The 13,057-nt window shown below is 43.0% G+C and carries 13 protein-coding genes and 2 pseudogenes; 9 read left to right on the top strand and 6 right to left on the bottom strand.

What is annotated here, in order from left to right; translation table 11 throughout:
* Positions 1-43: 43 nt before the first annotated feature.
* Genes ACOBWA_RS06095 through ACOBWA_RS06085 form a run of 3 tightly spaced genes read left to right on the top strand, consistent with a single transcriptional unit; the run spans position 44 to position 1,104 of the window.
* The gene (locus ACOBWA_RS06095) at positions 44-367 is read left to right on the top strand and encodes a hypothetical protein (protein WP_101204423.1); all 324 of its coding nucleotides are present in this window, start codon (positions 44-46) and stop codon (positions 365-367) included.
* A 54-nt stretch (positions 368-421) separates the two neighbouring features.
* The gene (locus ACOBWA_RS06090) at positions 422-751 is read left to right on the top strand and encodes a hypothetical protein (RefSeq protein WP_420230504.1); all 330 of its coding nucleotides are present in this window, start codon (positions 422-424) and stop codon (positions 749-751) included.
* Between the two features lie 8 nt (positions 752-759).
* The gene (locus ACOBWA_RS06085) at positions 760-1,104 is read left to right on the top strand and encodes a TusE/DsrC/DsvC family sulfur relay protein (protein ID WP_420230503.1); all 345 of its coding nucleotides are present in this window, start codon (positions 760-762) and stop codon (positions 1,102-1,104) included.
* A gap of 133 nt (positions 1,105-1,237) precedes the next feature.
* Here ACOBWA_RS06085 and ACOBWA_RS06080 read toward each other — a convergent pair whose 3' ends face one another.
* Positions 1,238-1,798, bottom strand: a complete 561-nt coding sequence (locus ACOBWA_RS06080; RefSeq protein WP_420230502.1) for a tRNA (cytidine(34)-2'-O)-methyltransferase — start codon at positions 1,796-1,798, stop codon at positions 1,238-1,240.
* A 289-nt stretch (positions 1,799-2,087) separates the two neighbouring features.
* Between ACOBWA_RS06080 and ACOBWA_RS06075 the strand changes: the two genes are divergently transcribed.
* Positions 2,088-2,195: an entericidin A/B family lipoprotein gene (locus tag ACOBWA_RS06075; RefSeq protein WP_420230501.1), complete on the top strand. Its 108-nt coding sequence runs from the start codon at positions 2,088-2,090 to the stop codon at positions 2,193-2,195.
* Between the two features lie 100 nt (positions 2,196-2,295).
* Here the strand turns inward: ACOBWA_RS06075 and hemW are convergent, their stop codons facing one another.
* On the bottom strand, positions 2,296-3,606 hold the full coding sequence (gene hemW / locus ACOBWA_RS06070; RefSeq protein WP_420230731.1) for a radical SAM family heme chaperone HemW: 1,311 nt from the start codon (positions 3,604-3,606) through the stop codon (positions 2,296-2,298).
* Between the two features lie 316 nt (positions 3,607-3,922).
* Between hemW and ACOBWA_RS06065 the strand changes: the two genes are divergently transcribed.
* The 4 genes and pseudogenes from ACOBWA_RS06065 to accC all read left to right on the top strand — a co-directional run bounded on the left by ACOBWA_RS06065 (position 3,923) and on the right by accC (position 8,302).
* The gene (locus ACOBWA_RS06065) at positions 3,923-4,411 is read left to right on the top strand and encodes an EVE domain-containing protein (protein WP_420230500.1); all 489 of its coding nucleotides are present in this window, start codon (positions 3,923-3,925) and stop codon (positions 4,409-4,411) included.
* A 366-nt stretch (positions 4,412-4,777) separates the two neighbouring features.
* Positions 4,778-6,144: pseudogene (locus ACOBWA_RS06060) on the top strand (MATE family efflux transporter).
* Between the two features lie 240 nt (positions 6,145-6,384).
* On the top strand, positions 6,385-6,816 hold the full coding sequence (accB, locus tag ACOBWA_RS06055) for an acetyl-CoA carboxylase biotin carboxyl carrier protein (protein WP_102092842.1): 432 nt from the start codon (positions 6,385-6,387) through the stop codon (positions 6,814-6,816).
* 125 nt (positions 6,817-6,941) lie between these two features.
* A pseudogene (accC, locus tag ACOBWA_RS06050) lies at positions 6,942-8,302 on the top strand (acetyl-CoA carboxylase biotin carboxylase subunit).
* Positions 8,303-8,451: 149 nt separating this feature from the next.
* Here the strand turns inward: accC and ACOBWA_RS06045 are convergent.
* Both ACOBWA_RS06045 and leuA read right to left on the bottom strand, forming a co-directional pair.
* Positions 8,452-9,081: a hypothetical protein gene (locus tag ACOBWA_RS06045; protein WP_420230499.1), complete on the bottom strand. Its 630-nt coding sequence runs from the start codon at positions 9,079-9,081 to the stop codon at positions 8,452-8,454.
* Between the two features lie 217 nt (positions 9,082-9,298).
* Positions 9,299-11,083: a 2-isopropylmalate synthase gene (leuA, locus tag ACOBWA_RS06040; protein WP_160021915.1), complete on the bottom strand. Its 1,785-nt coding sequence runs from the start codon at positions 11,081-11,083 to the stop codon at positions 9,299-9,301.
* Positions 11,084-11,304: 221 nt separating this feature from the next.
* On the opposite strand from leuA, the gene ACOBWA_RS06035 reads away from it, so the two are divergent.
* Entirely contained in the window at positions 11,305-11,793 is a 489-nt protein-coding gene (locus ACOBWA_RS06035; protein ID WP_160021917.1) for an Lrp/AsnC family transcriptional regulator, read from the top strand.
* On the opposite strand, the gene ACOBWA_RS06030 is transcribed toward ACOBWA_RS06035, so the two are convergent.
* Positions 11,790-12,227: a YbfB/YjiJ family MFS transporter gene (locus ACOBWA_RS06030; protein WP_420230498.1), complete on the bottom strand. Its 438-nt coding sequence runs from the start codon at positions 12,225-12,227 to the stop codon at positions 11,790-11,792. The two genes, ACOBWA_RS06035 and ACOBWA_RS06030, sit on opposite strands and share 4 nt — an antisense overlap.
* A complete protein-coding gene (locus ACOBWA_RS06025) occupies positions 12,152-13,030 on the bottom strand; it encodes a YbfB/YjiJ family MFS transporter (protein WP_420230497.1) in 879 nt (292 codons plus the stop codon). The genes ACOBWA_RS06030 and ACOBWA_RS06025 overlap by 76 nt, the downstream gene beginning before the upstream one ends.
* Between the last annotated feature and the right edge of the window lie 27 nt (positions 13,031-13,057).

Here is a 13,057-nt window from a genome sequence, read left to right as displayed (position 1 = left end):
TATTAACATCACTGGTAGCGGTAAATATTTTTAGGAATACATAATGAGATTATTAATTCAGCTGCACACGCCCACTGAAGCAGCAAGCTACGAAGGTTGTGCGCTTGCGCTAACTCTAGCGACATTTGGTCATGAGGTGCAATTGTTCTTAGATGCGCCAGTCTTTGGCTTGTTGATGCAATCTGACTCGCGACTGCATGGCATGATTCAGTCACTTGAGCTTTACGATATGCCTGCAGCTTGGCTACCTGACGACGTCTTTAGTGGCTGGGTCACTGGTATGTTGCCGACAGATCTGGCATCACAGCTCACACTCGTGCCAGAGGTCATTAACTCGCAAGACTTTGAGCAGATACTTACCTTTTAAGACGCTGTATAACTTAGATTTATAAAATAATAAAGCACGTAATCGGACACCTTTATGGCAACTTTATATCAATTGCATAGCACGATGGCTACCCTTAGACGCAGCACCGAAGAGATGTCTCGCACTTGGCGCACAGGTGATAGTATCCTTCTACTTGGCAGCACTCCTGCTTTTATCGACTGGCTCAATGCTTATTTAAATGATAGCGATATCGAGGATATTGCTGGTATTTACGCATTGGCAGATGACATAGCCCAGCTCACAACAAATACAACTGGCAAACTTAATTTAGAGACTAAGTTGACTGCTGTTTTAACCGACGCAGAATGGGTCGAACTGACTCAGAGCAGTCAGTTTGATAAAGTGGTGACAATTGCCCTATGAGTAATGACATGACCACTCACAACGCTGCATTATCAGCGGCTAATATCGAATTAGATCAAGACGGTCATCTGTGTGACCATACGATTTGGACACCTGTTATCGCGCAGCAATTGGCAGACACACTAGAGGTTGATCTAAGCGATGAGCATTTAGAAATTTTGCAACAAGTGCGCGCGTTTTTTGACAAATTCAATCACGCGCCAGCAACCCGTCCATTAATCAAATGGCTACAAAAGACTTTGCCAGAACTCGATATTAGCAATCAAAAGCTACAGCAATTGTTTAATACAGGTTTAGTCGCGCGTCATGTCAATCGCTTGGCAGGATTACCCAAACCACCAAATTGTTTATAAGTACTTTATAAGTGCTTTATAAACGATAAGATATGCTCGATGTCGCACTAGAAACTCATCATATGCTTTGAGCAGTGTATAACTGCTCATTAAGTACGCAAAATAAGTCTATAGCTATTGTTTAAACAAATCGCTATTTTGGGTCATAGACTGTTAATGTCTCATACCCAATACTACGACCCTCATCGCCTGTAAATCCTTGCTGTCGCCATATTTCGTACAAACAAATGGCTACGCTATTTGATAAGTTCAAACTGCGTGAGTCAGCTAGCATGGGTAGTCTTAACCAGTTATCCGCACCGATATCTTCACGTATATCATCTGCCAGACCTGCTGTCTCAGAACCAAATACTAGCGCGATATTGGGCATAGCAGCATTATCAGATGCTTCAGATTCTGAGTTTTTACCAAAGTCATAATCATAAAACGGTTTGCTCAGTTTGGTTGTCAATGCGGTAACGACATTGCAATCAGCAGTTTTTAGAGCTTGTCTCGCAGCCGTCCAATCATCATGCACTTGCAAATGAGCATATTCATGATAATCGAGACCTGCACGGCGTAGCTTTTTATCATCAAGCTCAAACCCTAACGGTCTGACCAAATGTAGCTGTGCCCCGCTATTGGCACACAGTCGAATAATATTGCCAGTGTTACTTGGCATTTTTGGTGCTACTAGCACGATATGGATGGTCATTCTTACTCCACAAATATTCAGCGCTCTATTATTTAAATTTATGAGCGGTAGGTAATCGAAAGTTACAGTTTACTGCCAATAATTACATTTTGATACTGTGCAGCGTTTTTAACTTTCACTATGATGTCTGTAATGGATAACGCGATAGCATTTATGTATGACTGTCTCATCCAATACCCCTTCAGTGAAGCTTGAGCACGATGCTTAGCGTCACTGTTGTTATTTATAACCATTCATTTATCTTTGAGGATACTATTATGAAAAAGTAATCATCGCATCTTTAACTGCTATGTTCGTTCTAACTGGTTGCAACACGTTCAAAGGCCTTGGCCAAGACGTATCAAGCGCCGGAAATGCTGTAACTGGCGGCGCACAAGACGTACAAGATAAAATCTAAGGTCTGCTTTTTTAGATTTTTAAAAAGGCTTATCATTCATTTGATAAGCCTTTTTTGTGTTCTTACTTCGCTGCTGTTAAACAATTACTCAAGCACGATTTTATAAAAACGCGCGTAATATCTGATTGAGATAACGCTGACCTAATACCGTCGGTTGCAACTGCGTATCACTATCTACCAACAACCCTTGTTTGACCAGACTGTTTACTTGTTCAGCAATACTATCAATGGTTAATCCAGTTCTCTCTTCAAACAGTGACCAAGCGACGCCGCCATGTAAGCGCAGCGCGTTTAGCATAAATTCACTCACTAACTCCTCTTGATCAATCGCTTGCCAGCCAACCATCTTTGGTGTGATTTGGCGTATGTCAGATTTCTCTGTGGCATCTGGATTTATTACTACATAATCTTTTGGCAAACGTGATTTGCTAAAGCGATAGATACCTGACGCTATTAAAAAGTCATCTTCCATTTTATCTTTTACGTCTGACGAGTTACTACCATTGCTATCGTTACGACCAATCGTTACTTTACCATGTGCCCCAGCGCCGATTGCTAAATAGTCGCCAAACTGCCAATAGTTGATATTATGACGACATGGTTTATCTGACGCACCTGTCCATGCCGACACCTCATAATTACTATAGCCTAATTGCTGCAATAACGATTGCCCTGCTTGTTCGATATCTGCCAAATTGTCTTCATCGGGTAAAATAGGCTGGCTACGGTAAAACACGGTATTTGGTTCAATAGTCAGTTGATACCAAGAGATATGCGTTGCGCCAGCATCATGCGCCATTTGGATATCTTCTAGCGCTTCATTCATGGTTTGCTGCGGTAGACCGTGCATCAGGTCGACATTAACCCGTACAAATCCAGCCGCTTTGGCAGCTCGAATTGCTGATAACGCTTGCACAGGATCGTGGATACGCCCCAGTACCTTTAGCTTATCGGCGGCAAAGCTCTGTACGCCGATAGACAGACGATTGATACCGACCTCTAAATACTGAGAAAATGGTGCATACTCAAGCGTGCCAGGGTTCGCCTCCATCGTGACTTCGATGTCTTCTGCAAATTCAAAACATGACCGTAAACCAGTAAACAGTCGCTGATACTGAGCAATGGGTAGCAAAGATGGCGTACCACCACCAATAAATATCGAACCAATTTTTCGGCCCTGAGTTAAAGGCTGCTGCATTGCGGCGTCTAGCAGTAACGCATCGACGTATTCTTCATACATGGATAGCTCACTGTCCATCGGTAGCTCATGCGAATTAAAATCGCAATAAGGACACTTTTTCACACACCACGGGATGTGAATGTAAAGAGACAATGGAATGTCTGTCACATTGACCTCGATAGTATCCGTCGTTGGTTCAGTAAGACTTAACGTATTCAGGTCATTTGGCATACTGTCTGTATTCACTTTGGGCATAAATAAACTTATTTTGTAGTGAGCAATAATGATCGATATCAAAAGTAACGCTAGGATAGCGACTAGATGAGATAAAGAAAAGCCTATCTATCATAAAACTATTAACAAAAACACGTATAAACGCCCTATTCACCATGGCAACTTATGGGCAATATATAGAGAATATGTTAAAAACAGCTTCTACTAAGAACAGAAACTATTAAAAACGGGTTTGAGAATGAGTTAAGAGAAACTAACTCTGATAATTTTAAGAACAAATTGAAAAATAAATAAAAAATCGAAGGATAGGTATATGGCGTATTGGTTAATGAAATCTAACCCTAAATTTTTTGGTATCGAAGATTTGCAGCGCCTGGGCACCGACGGTTGGGACGGCGTTCGCAACTATCGTGCACGTAATTTTATGCGTGATGATATGAAAGTTGGTGACAAAGTGTTCTTTTATCACTCTAGCGCCAAGCCGTCTGGAGTCGCTGGTACTATGACAGTTACTACAGCAGGGTATCCTGATCCTACTCAGTTTCACCCTGAACACCGTCATTATGATCCTATTGCGACTGAAGAGGAACCTCGCTGGTATATGGTCGATCTTACTTTTGAACAAGCTTTTACAGAGATATTGCCACTATCAGAGCTAAAATTTTTGCCAGCTTTGGAAGATTCGTTATTACTAAGGAAAGGCTGTCAGCAATTAACAGTGATTCCATTAGAGCCCAAACATTGGCGGGCGATTATGAATATGGCAGAGACACTTGAGTTGTTACCGGAGCAAACTTATTAAATTGGCTATTAGCTGTTGTCCATCAACTATAAAATAGAGTACAAAAAACCTAAGATTAATACCTGTATAGCGGCGCTAAAGCGTTGACATCATAGTGTGGCTTCTTTACCATCTTACTATGTATATGACCTGTCAATCCACTACTTGGATCGACGGGTTATTTTTATTTTAGTGTCTTTACTTTTATTTTCATACTCTGTCTATCTACTTATGCAACATTATAAGCTTGCTCATATTATTTATCGGAGTATTATCGTCGGCACTACGCTCTCCTTGCTGCGTCAACCTTAATCGATTGATAGCAGTGTTTGTTTATTAATAATAACCTTAATAACAATTACCGCAAAGAATAAAAAGTTGCTTACCATGGTTTTTCCATTGTCTTTCAAAGATTTTAAAAGCTACAGCTTACGTCTAGGCATACTCGCCCTCCCTATTTTAATCACTCAGTTTTGCCAAGCCGCACTTGGCGTGGTCGATGCCATCATGGCAGGTCAAGTTTCGGCGCTTGATTTGGCTGCAGTAGCCGTTGGGTCTGGCATTTGGCTACCACTATTTCTATTGGCCACAGGTGTGCTTATCGCAACCACGCCTCTAATTGGTGAAGCCATTGGTCAAGACCAGCATGGCCAAGTACCGCATATCACGCAGCAGTCCTTATGGACCGCAGGTGTCATTGGCATTATCGGTTTTATCATTGTCAATTTGGCTCCCAATGTTCTTGGCATTATGGGTGTCCCAGAAAACATTCAGCCGATAGCGACGCAGTATTTACATGGTGTCTCATTTGGTTTCCCAGCGCTCGCTGTATATGCCGTCCTGCGCAGTTATTGTGAGGCATTGGGTCGTCCTGAGCCTGTAACTGTCATTAGTATCATTGGCCTGCTCGCAGATATCCCTTTGAACTATATTTTTATTCATGGGTTATTTGGCATGCCGGAAATGGGCGGTGCAGGTTGCGGGGTGGCAACAGCATTGGTGTTATGGATAAATGTCCTATTGCTTGCAGCCTATACTAGCTTCACGAAACGTCGCGAATTTGTGAGCACGCGATTCTTTTATGGCTTCTCTAGCCCTAATCGTACACAGATCAAAAAGCTGTTAAAACTTGGTATCCCTATTGGTATCTCTATCTTCTTTGAAGCCAGTTTATTTAGCTTAGGCGCACTCGTTATCAGTCCATTGGGTGAGCTAGCAACAGCATCGCATCAAGTGGCGCTGTCAGTGACCTCACAGCTATTTATGATACCGATATCGGTCGCCATGGCGCTCACTATCATGGTCTCCAATCGATTTGGCCAAAAAACCTATTGGCACTGCGCCAAGTGCAAGCTACTGGACTGGTATGGACCGTATTGATCGCTTTAACCTGTATGGTTGGGATATGGCTATTCAGACCAGAACTGGCAGCAGCATTCACTGATAATCCAGAAGTTAGAGCCCAGTCTATGCATTTGCTTATCTTTGCACTCGCCTATCAGTTATTTGATGGCTGGCAGGTTAACGTCGCTGGTATATTGCGCGGTATGCAAGACACCACCATACCGATGTGGGTAACGCTCTTTTGCTATTGGTTAGTTGCCCTACCACTTGGCGTCTATCTAGTGCGTTTCACTGACGTTGGTGCACAAGGGTTTTGGATGGCGTTGATTACAGGTTTGTTCTTATCATCTATTTTACTTACTTTGCGTCTACGCTATCAGCAAAAACGCTTAACTATGCTATGGGGTTAAGCCAATTGCTTATTGATTGAATTTTATAGTCATTGTTAGCGTCATTTGATCATACAGACTATGAAAAATCGTGGAGATTTTCTTACTAAAAAGATGGCTTACGTCAAAATATGTAAAAATTCTCAGTTAACAACTGTACATTGATTGCTCATTGCCCTGAATCTAGGTATCATTAGCAATTAATTAGACAATATTTAGTTACACTATTTCTCGAATTTAGTACAAGGCCAGATAAAAACTATGGATATTGAAAAAATACGCACCCTCATCGCCCTTATGGAAGAAAGTGAACTGGTTAATTTAGAAATCAGTTCTGACGACGAGCATATTAGCTTAACTCGTCACTATGACGCGCCTGCGCCAACTATGATGGCCGCCCCAGCTGCGAGCGCTGCTCCTGCTGCCGCTGTCGAAGGCAAACCTGCAGAAAAAGCGGGTAGCGTTGAATCTTCACCAATGGTTGGTGTTTTCTATTCAGCACCAAGTCCTAATGACCCACCATTTGTAAAAGTCGGTCAAAAGGTTCAGGCAGGTGATACCTTAGGTATCATCGAAGCTATGAAAATCATGAACCCGCTTGAAGCGACTCAAAGTGGTATTGTTGACGAAATCTTGGTAGATAACTCTGAAGTCGTACAGTTCGGTCAACCTGTCATACGCTATAAAGCGTAACGATATTTGCCATACTTTATTTCATTATGGCTGACTTTTGGTATATATACCGCGTCACTGCTAAATAACATGATGCTATGTATCGAAACTCAGTCAATGACTGACGCTTCGACAAGGATGAACCCATGATAAAAAAATTGCTCATTGCCAACAGAGGTGAAATTGCCCTGCGCATCGTCCGCGCCTGTAAAGCGCTAGGTATCGAAACGGTAGGTGTCTACTCTACTGCGGATGCCAACTTGATGCACTTGCGCTTTGTTGATGAGGCAATTTGTATTGGCAAGCCTAATGCTAACCAAAGCTACCTTGATATCAATACCATCTTAACTGCTGCTGAAATCACTGGTGCAGATGCTATCCATCCTGGTTATGGCTTTTTGTCTGAGAATGCTGAATTTGCTGAACAAGTAGAAGAAGCAGGATTGACCTTCGTTGGTCCTAATGCTGATCATATTCGCCTTATGGGCAACAAAGTTTCTGCCATCAACGCTATGAAAAAGCTGGCGTACCAACTGTACCTGGTTCAGTTGGCGCTGTGACCCTGCATAATGCTGAAGAGCAAGCACGCAATATCGGCTTTCCACTATTGATTAAAGCGGCCTCTGGCGGCGGTGGACGCGGTATGCGTGTGGTTGAACGCTTTGACGAACTAATTGGTCAGGTACAAGCCGCCAAACAAGAAGCTGAGCTATGGTTCGGTGATGACACTGTCTATATGGAGCGCTATCTACAAAACCCGCGTCACGTAGAAGTACAGGTGCTAGGTGATGGTAATGGTAATGCTATCCATCTATATGATCGTGATTGCTCATTACAGCGTCGCCATCAAAAAGTCCTAGAAGAAGCACCTGCCCCAGATATCCCAGATGATGTACGTGAGCCAATCTTAAAAGCTTGCGTAAAAGCGTGTGAGCTTGTTAAGTATCGCGGTGCTGGTACGTTTGAATTTTTGTTTGAAAATAACGAGTTTTTCTTTATTGAAATGAACACTCGTGTACAGGTTGAGCATCCAGTGACTGAGATGATTACTGGTATTGATGTTGTTGTCGAGCAGCTCAAAATTGCTGCCGGTTACGGCCTATCTTATCGTCAAAGCGAGATTGAGATCCAAGGTCATGCGATCGAATGTCGTATCAATGCCGAAGATGCAGCAACTTTTGTACCTTGCCCAGGCACTATCAGCCAACTGTTCACGCCAAGTGGTTCTGGTATCCGTTTTGACTCTCATCTATACCCTGGCTATGAGATACCAACCTATTATGATTCGTTGATTGGTAAGCTTATCTGTCATGGTCAAACTCGTCAGCAAGCTATTGCTAAGACAGTACATGCCCTTGATGAGCTGATTATCGAAGGTATCAAAACCAATATACCTTTGCATCGTGATGTGATTTTGGCGGATGATAACTTTACTCGTGAAGCGCAAAATATTCACTATCTCGAAAGAGAGCTGCTGACTGCGAATAAAGCCAAAAAAGACTCGTAGGCTAAAATACTTGTAGAGTTCGCTAAGTTTATTAAATTTAGTCGCGACTTTGATTAAAACAGACATAAAAAAACCGCTATTAATATAGCGGTTTTTTTATGTCATCAATATGCTATCAATCATACATAAAGTGCAACGAGCATCTCTAATTATGGCAACACTCTATTGAAGTTCATAAAGCATTCGTTACCATCAGGATCAGCGCACCATTGCATCTGATTACCATCATGATTGATAAATGCAATCAACGCTTCATCAGTCTGGTCGATCTGATTGCCTGAGCAATCCACTTCATTATTGTCATAAACGGTCTTGATCGCAATAACTGGCAGCCCTTCTTCACGGTGAGTGACCAGATAGCGGCCGTATGTCCACTCTTTACCACTAACAGACCACATCTCATTATCCGCACCAAAGTTATATAGCTCACGGCACTGGTCAGACTTATCAACTGACGCAAGTAAGTTCTTACTAGTAGCTGGTTGAATGTTTAGAACCCGCTCTTCACTTTGAGTCAGTACGCCGCCGTCCATGCCTGTTATCACCTTGGGTTCTACACTGCTAGGCTGTTGCGCAGTATTTGCCGACTGATTAGCTTCCGCTTCCTTGGTCATCATGGCGTGAGTAGAATGAACGCTGCTGTCCAAGTCTATTTCCCACTGTCCGGCAATGGCTGGACTAATATGAGTGGTAATGGTCGGCTTGGTAGCCTCACCGTTCGCGGGCAACGAAGCCAAAATAGATGCTAGCGTGAATGAAGCAAATGAGATAGGTTCCATAATTAACCTTTTATTTATAATATTTTAATATATACATTAGCGTAAGTCTTAGACACTAAAAACACAAGTAACATTATGCTATTGCTCATAAACCTATAGTCGGAATGTCATAGGTATTTATAGCAAAAAATAACGCCATCGCTTTACTTGCTAGAGACAAGGAGCGATGGCGTTATTAGCATACAGAATTTTGCGTGATATTAATGACTACTTAATATTAAGCAGCTTCTGTATTTAGCGCTTGAGCAAAGGCTGATAACGCCCCTTTTAACATGGCTGATACCGTACTGCTACAAGTACCGATGCCAGAGTATACCTCGCCATCTACATTAAGCTGTATATAAGCGGCGGCATTGGCATTGGTTTTGTTATCACTATTGGTATCATCATCGATACCATTTCCGCTGTTATGATGCGGGTTAATCGCATGCTCTGCATAGTTAATAATATGCAAGGATTTGCCCGTATGCTGCGCAAGTCCATCAATAAACGATGACAATGGGCCGTTACCCGTGCCATCAATATCGATGGTATCGCTATTCATTTGTACTTGACCACTAAAGTAAACCGCGCCGCCTTTATTGTTGACGCTATAATCTAGTAGTTCAAACTTGCCCTGCTGCAAGTAAGTATCCTCAAAGGTCTGCAGGATTTCATCATTCTGCAATTCTCGTGCTGCTGCTTCAGCTTGCTTTTGTACCACACGGCTAAAGTCAATCTGCATCCAACGTGGCAAGTTAAAGCCATAGTTACGCTGCAAGATATATGCGACGCCGCCTTTGCCTGACTGGCTATTGATACGTACTACATCTTGGTAGCTACGGCCAATATGCGCAGGATCGATGGGTAGATAAGCCACGTCCCAGACGTTATCCGTTTCGCTCTGATTGCTTTCATTGTAATCGAGAGATTTTTTGATAGCATCTTGATGTGAGCCACTAAAGGCCGTAAAGACCAACTCGCCTACATAAGGATGACGTGGGTGCAATGGTAAATTATTGCATTCGCTCACAACCTGTACGATTTCACTCATGTTGCTAAAATCAAGCTCAGGATCAATACCTTGGCTAAACAAGTTCATGGCCATGACCATGATGTCCATGTTACCTGTACGCTCACCATTACCAAGCAATGTGCCTTCGATACGATCCGCACCTGCAAGTACGCCCAATTCAGCTGCTGCTACCGCACAGCCACGGTCATTATGAGTATGCAAGCTCACAATCACATGCTCACGCTGCGCTAGATTGCGGCAGAAGTACTCTACTTGATCAGCAAAGACATTGGGCATAGAAGCCTCGACCGTCGCTGGCAAGTTAAAAATAACTTCCTGACCTTGCTGTGGTTGCCACACATCACACACTGCATCGCAAACCTCTACAGCATATTCAGTTTCTGTCTGGCTAAAGCTCTCTGGCGAGTACTGAAATACCCAATCTGTCTCAGGGTATTTTGCTGCATATTCTTGTAATAGCTTGGCGCCTGCAATAGCAATTTCTTTGATTTCGGCTTTATCTTTGCCATAGACTTTTTCGCGTTGTACACGGCTGGTTGAGTTATAGACATGGACAACCGCACGTTTCGCACCTTTTAATGATTCAAAAGTACGGGCAATCAAATGCTCGCGCGCTTGTACCAATACTTGTAGCGTTACATCTTCAGGTACGTGGTTTTCTTCGATAAGCTTACGAGCAAAGTCAAATTCTACCTGCGCCGCTGATGGAAAACCAATCTCAATCTCTTTAAAACCAACATCTACTAAAGTCTTAAAGAAGCGCATTTTTTGTTCAATGGTCATCGGATCAATCAGTGCTTGGTTACCATCACGCAGATCCACACTTGCCCATATCGGTGACTTCTCAATCGTCTTGCTTGGCCAAGTACGATCTGGCAGCGATGGCGCAAATGCAAATGGACGGTATTTACGGAAGTCAAAAGCGGCACTTTTTGGTGTAATCTTTGCAGTCCCTGTGGCTGCAGTGTGCGTGGCTTGGTCAGACATAATCAATCCTTAGATGATATGGTTATTTATATATTTAGCTAGGCGATTAGCTGTTGATTAGATCAGTATTTATCATACGAGATAACTAGTGTTCATACCATAATAATATCAAAGTTTCACAGAGAGAAACCTGCTTTCTTTTACTTTATTTTCTGTTATTTTAGTGGAAAAACACAATTTAGACATTATAATCGAATTAATTCACTATTAAGGCTTGAGAAATGCCAGACAATTATATTGATAGTACAGGAACTGCAGATATAGACGAGATAGATAAACAGTTGCTACGCTTACTGCAAACGCAGGCGCGCATGAGTATTACTGAACTTGCTGAACGCGTCCACCTGTCTGCCACCCCTTGCGCACGTCGTATCAAACGCTTAGAGGATGCGAACATTATCACTGGCTACCACACCAAAACCGATGCGCAAAAACTTGGCTATCCGCTAGCCGTGTTTATCGCTATTAGTATGGATCAACATACAGCAGAACGTTTTGAGCAGTTTGAACGCAAAGTTCAGAGCTTTGAGGAAGTTATTAGCTGTAGTATTGTCACAGGACGCACGGAAGACTATCTGATTAAGGTCAGGGTACGTGATATGACACATTACGAAGAGTTTTTATTGCATCGCCTCAATCGTATCGAAGGCGTGGCCCAAGTTCATACCAGTTTTGAATTACGAGAAGTATTTAGCCGTAGCGTGGTTTAGACGAGCTTAGCTGTCTTTGGCGACTGTCGACGAAACCATACCAATAGTACAAATCCGATCATTAATCCGATAGCAGCGACAAGCAACCCTGCGTTGAAATTACCATCCTTCCCTGCCAGTGCCACTGTCACCAAAGGTCCCAAAAACTGCCCCAATGCATAAGCCAACGTCGCTAGGGCAATCAGTAAATTAGAATAGGCCGGATTGATATTTTTAAACAGCGTTAGTGTCATTGATACCATACCGACGAAGGTCAATCCTAAAATCGCAGCATTGCCATATAATCCAAGCGCCCCATCAAACCATATCGGCAAGCACATGCCAAATGCTTGCAATACCGTCAGCCCCATTAAGGTTTTTATCTCACCGATACGTTTGGCAAGCGCGCCCCATAGGGGTTTGACAACATCGCAAAAATACCAACGACCAACCAAACCATGAGTCCAGCATACGTCTGTGTTGTTAGACGTTGTGCTGCCATAACGGGCAAAAAAGTTGCCGAGCTAATATAACCAAACCCTGCCAGTACGTAGCTGACAAAAAGTAAAGCAAGCGCTTTATGATGTCCAGAAATTGCTTCGTATAAGGAGCGTTTAAAGTTTAAATAGGTTTGGTGCACTGACACGTGTTGTTTGGCATCAATCTGTTGCGAGTCCAGACTCTGTATTGTTCTTGGCTTTATCGCATAAAGTAGCCATACAAGTGGCAAACTGGTGACACCTGCGACTAGCCAAATTACATCGAAGTGATAGCCTAGTTTTAATAGCCACCATGTCACGATGGCAGAAGCGCTGATGCCGACACCAATACCTGCATAGTGGACTGCTGACAATACAGAACGGCGCTCAGGGCTAAGATTTTGAATAACAAAAGATGAGCTTAGAATCATCGCCACGCCACTTGCAATACCTGCAATTAAGCGAATGATATACCATAGCGTGAGCGACATATTTGGTATGACGAGTAACATCGTGGTGACAACACTGATAATCGCCCACAGCGTCATCGCCTGCCATGTCGAGCGCTGAGGTACAAACATAGCGATAAGAGCGCCAATAAAGTAACCAATATAATTGATTGATGCCAGCCAGCCTGCAATCGTCGTTGATAGCGACAATTGCACCATAATATCAGGTAAGGTGGCGGTAAAAAGAAAGCGGCCATAACCCATGACGACTGCCATGCAGTACATACCGATACAGGCAATGGCAGCTTCGTTGGTAATTGTCGGGACCATACGGCTTCTAAAAGCAGTCATCATGAC

Origin of the sequence: Psychrobacter sp. ER1 (genome assembly GCF_048631835.1) — a bacterium.
In the GTDB taxonomy this organism is placed as follows: domain Bacteria; phylum Pseudomonadota; class Gammaproteobacteria; order Pseudomonadales; family Moraxellaceae; genus Psychrobacter.
Note: the sequence above shows the minus strand (reverse complement) of the source record. Positions and strands in the feature narration are given on the sequence as shown.

What these genes read in the sequence shown, in the direction of transcription:
- hemW (WP_420230731.1), bottom strand. Translation starts at nt 3,606, where the DNA reads ATGCCAAATGACCTGAATACGTTAAGTCTTACTGAACCAACGACGGAT.
- ACOBWA_RS06085 (WP_420230503.1), top strand. Translation starts at nt 760, where the DNA reads ATGACCACTCACAACGCTGCATTATCAGCGGCTAATATCGAATTAGAT.
- leuA (WP_160021915.1), bottom strand. Translation starts at nt 11,083, where the DNA reads ATGTCTGACCAAGCCACGCACACTGCAGCCACAGGGACTGCAAAGATT.
- ACOBWA_RS06075 (WP_420230501.1), top strand. Translation starts at nt 2,088, where the DNA reads ATGTTCGTTCTAACTGGTTGCAACACGTTCAAAGGCCTTGGCCAAGAC.
- ACOBWA_RS06090 (WP_420230504.1), top strand. Translation starts at nt 422, where the DNA reads ATGGCAACTTTATATCAATTGCATAGCACGATGGCTACCCTTAGACGC.
- ACOBWA_RS06035 (WP_160021917.1), top strand. Translation starts at nt 11,305, where the DNA reads ATGCCAGACAATTATATTGATAGTACAGGAACTGCAGATATAGACGAG.
- ACOBWA_RS06045 (WP_420230499.1), bottom strand. Translation starts at nt 9,081, where the DNA reads ATGGAACCTATCTCATTTGCTTCATTCACGCTAGCATCTATTTTGGCT.
- ACOBWA_RS06095 (WP_101204423.1), top strand. Translation starts at nt 44, where the DNA reads ATGAGATTATTAATTCAGCTGCACACGCCCACTGAAGCAGCAAGCTAC.
- ACOBWA_RS06065 (WP_420230500.1), top strand. Translation starts at nt 3,923, where the DNA reads ATGGCGTATTGGTTAATGAAATCTAACCCTAAATTTTTTGGTATCGAA.
- accB (WP_102092842.1), top strand. Translation starts at nt 6,385, where the DNA reads ATGGATATTGAAAAAATACGCACCCTCATCGCCCTTATGGAAGAAAGT.
- ACOBWA_RS06080 (WP_420230502.1), bottom strand. Translation starts at nt 1,798, where the DNA reads ATGACCATCCATATCGTGCTAGTAGCACCAAAAATGCCAAGTAACACT.
- ACOBWA_RS06025 (WP_420230497.1), bottom strand. Translation starts at nt 13,030, where the DNA reads ATGGTCCCGACAATTACCAACGAAGCTGCCATTGCCTGTATCGGTATG.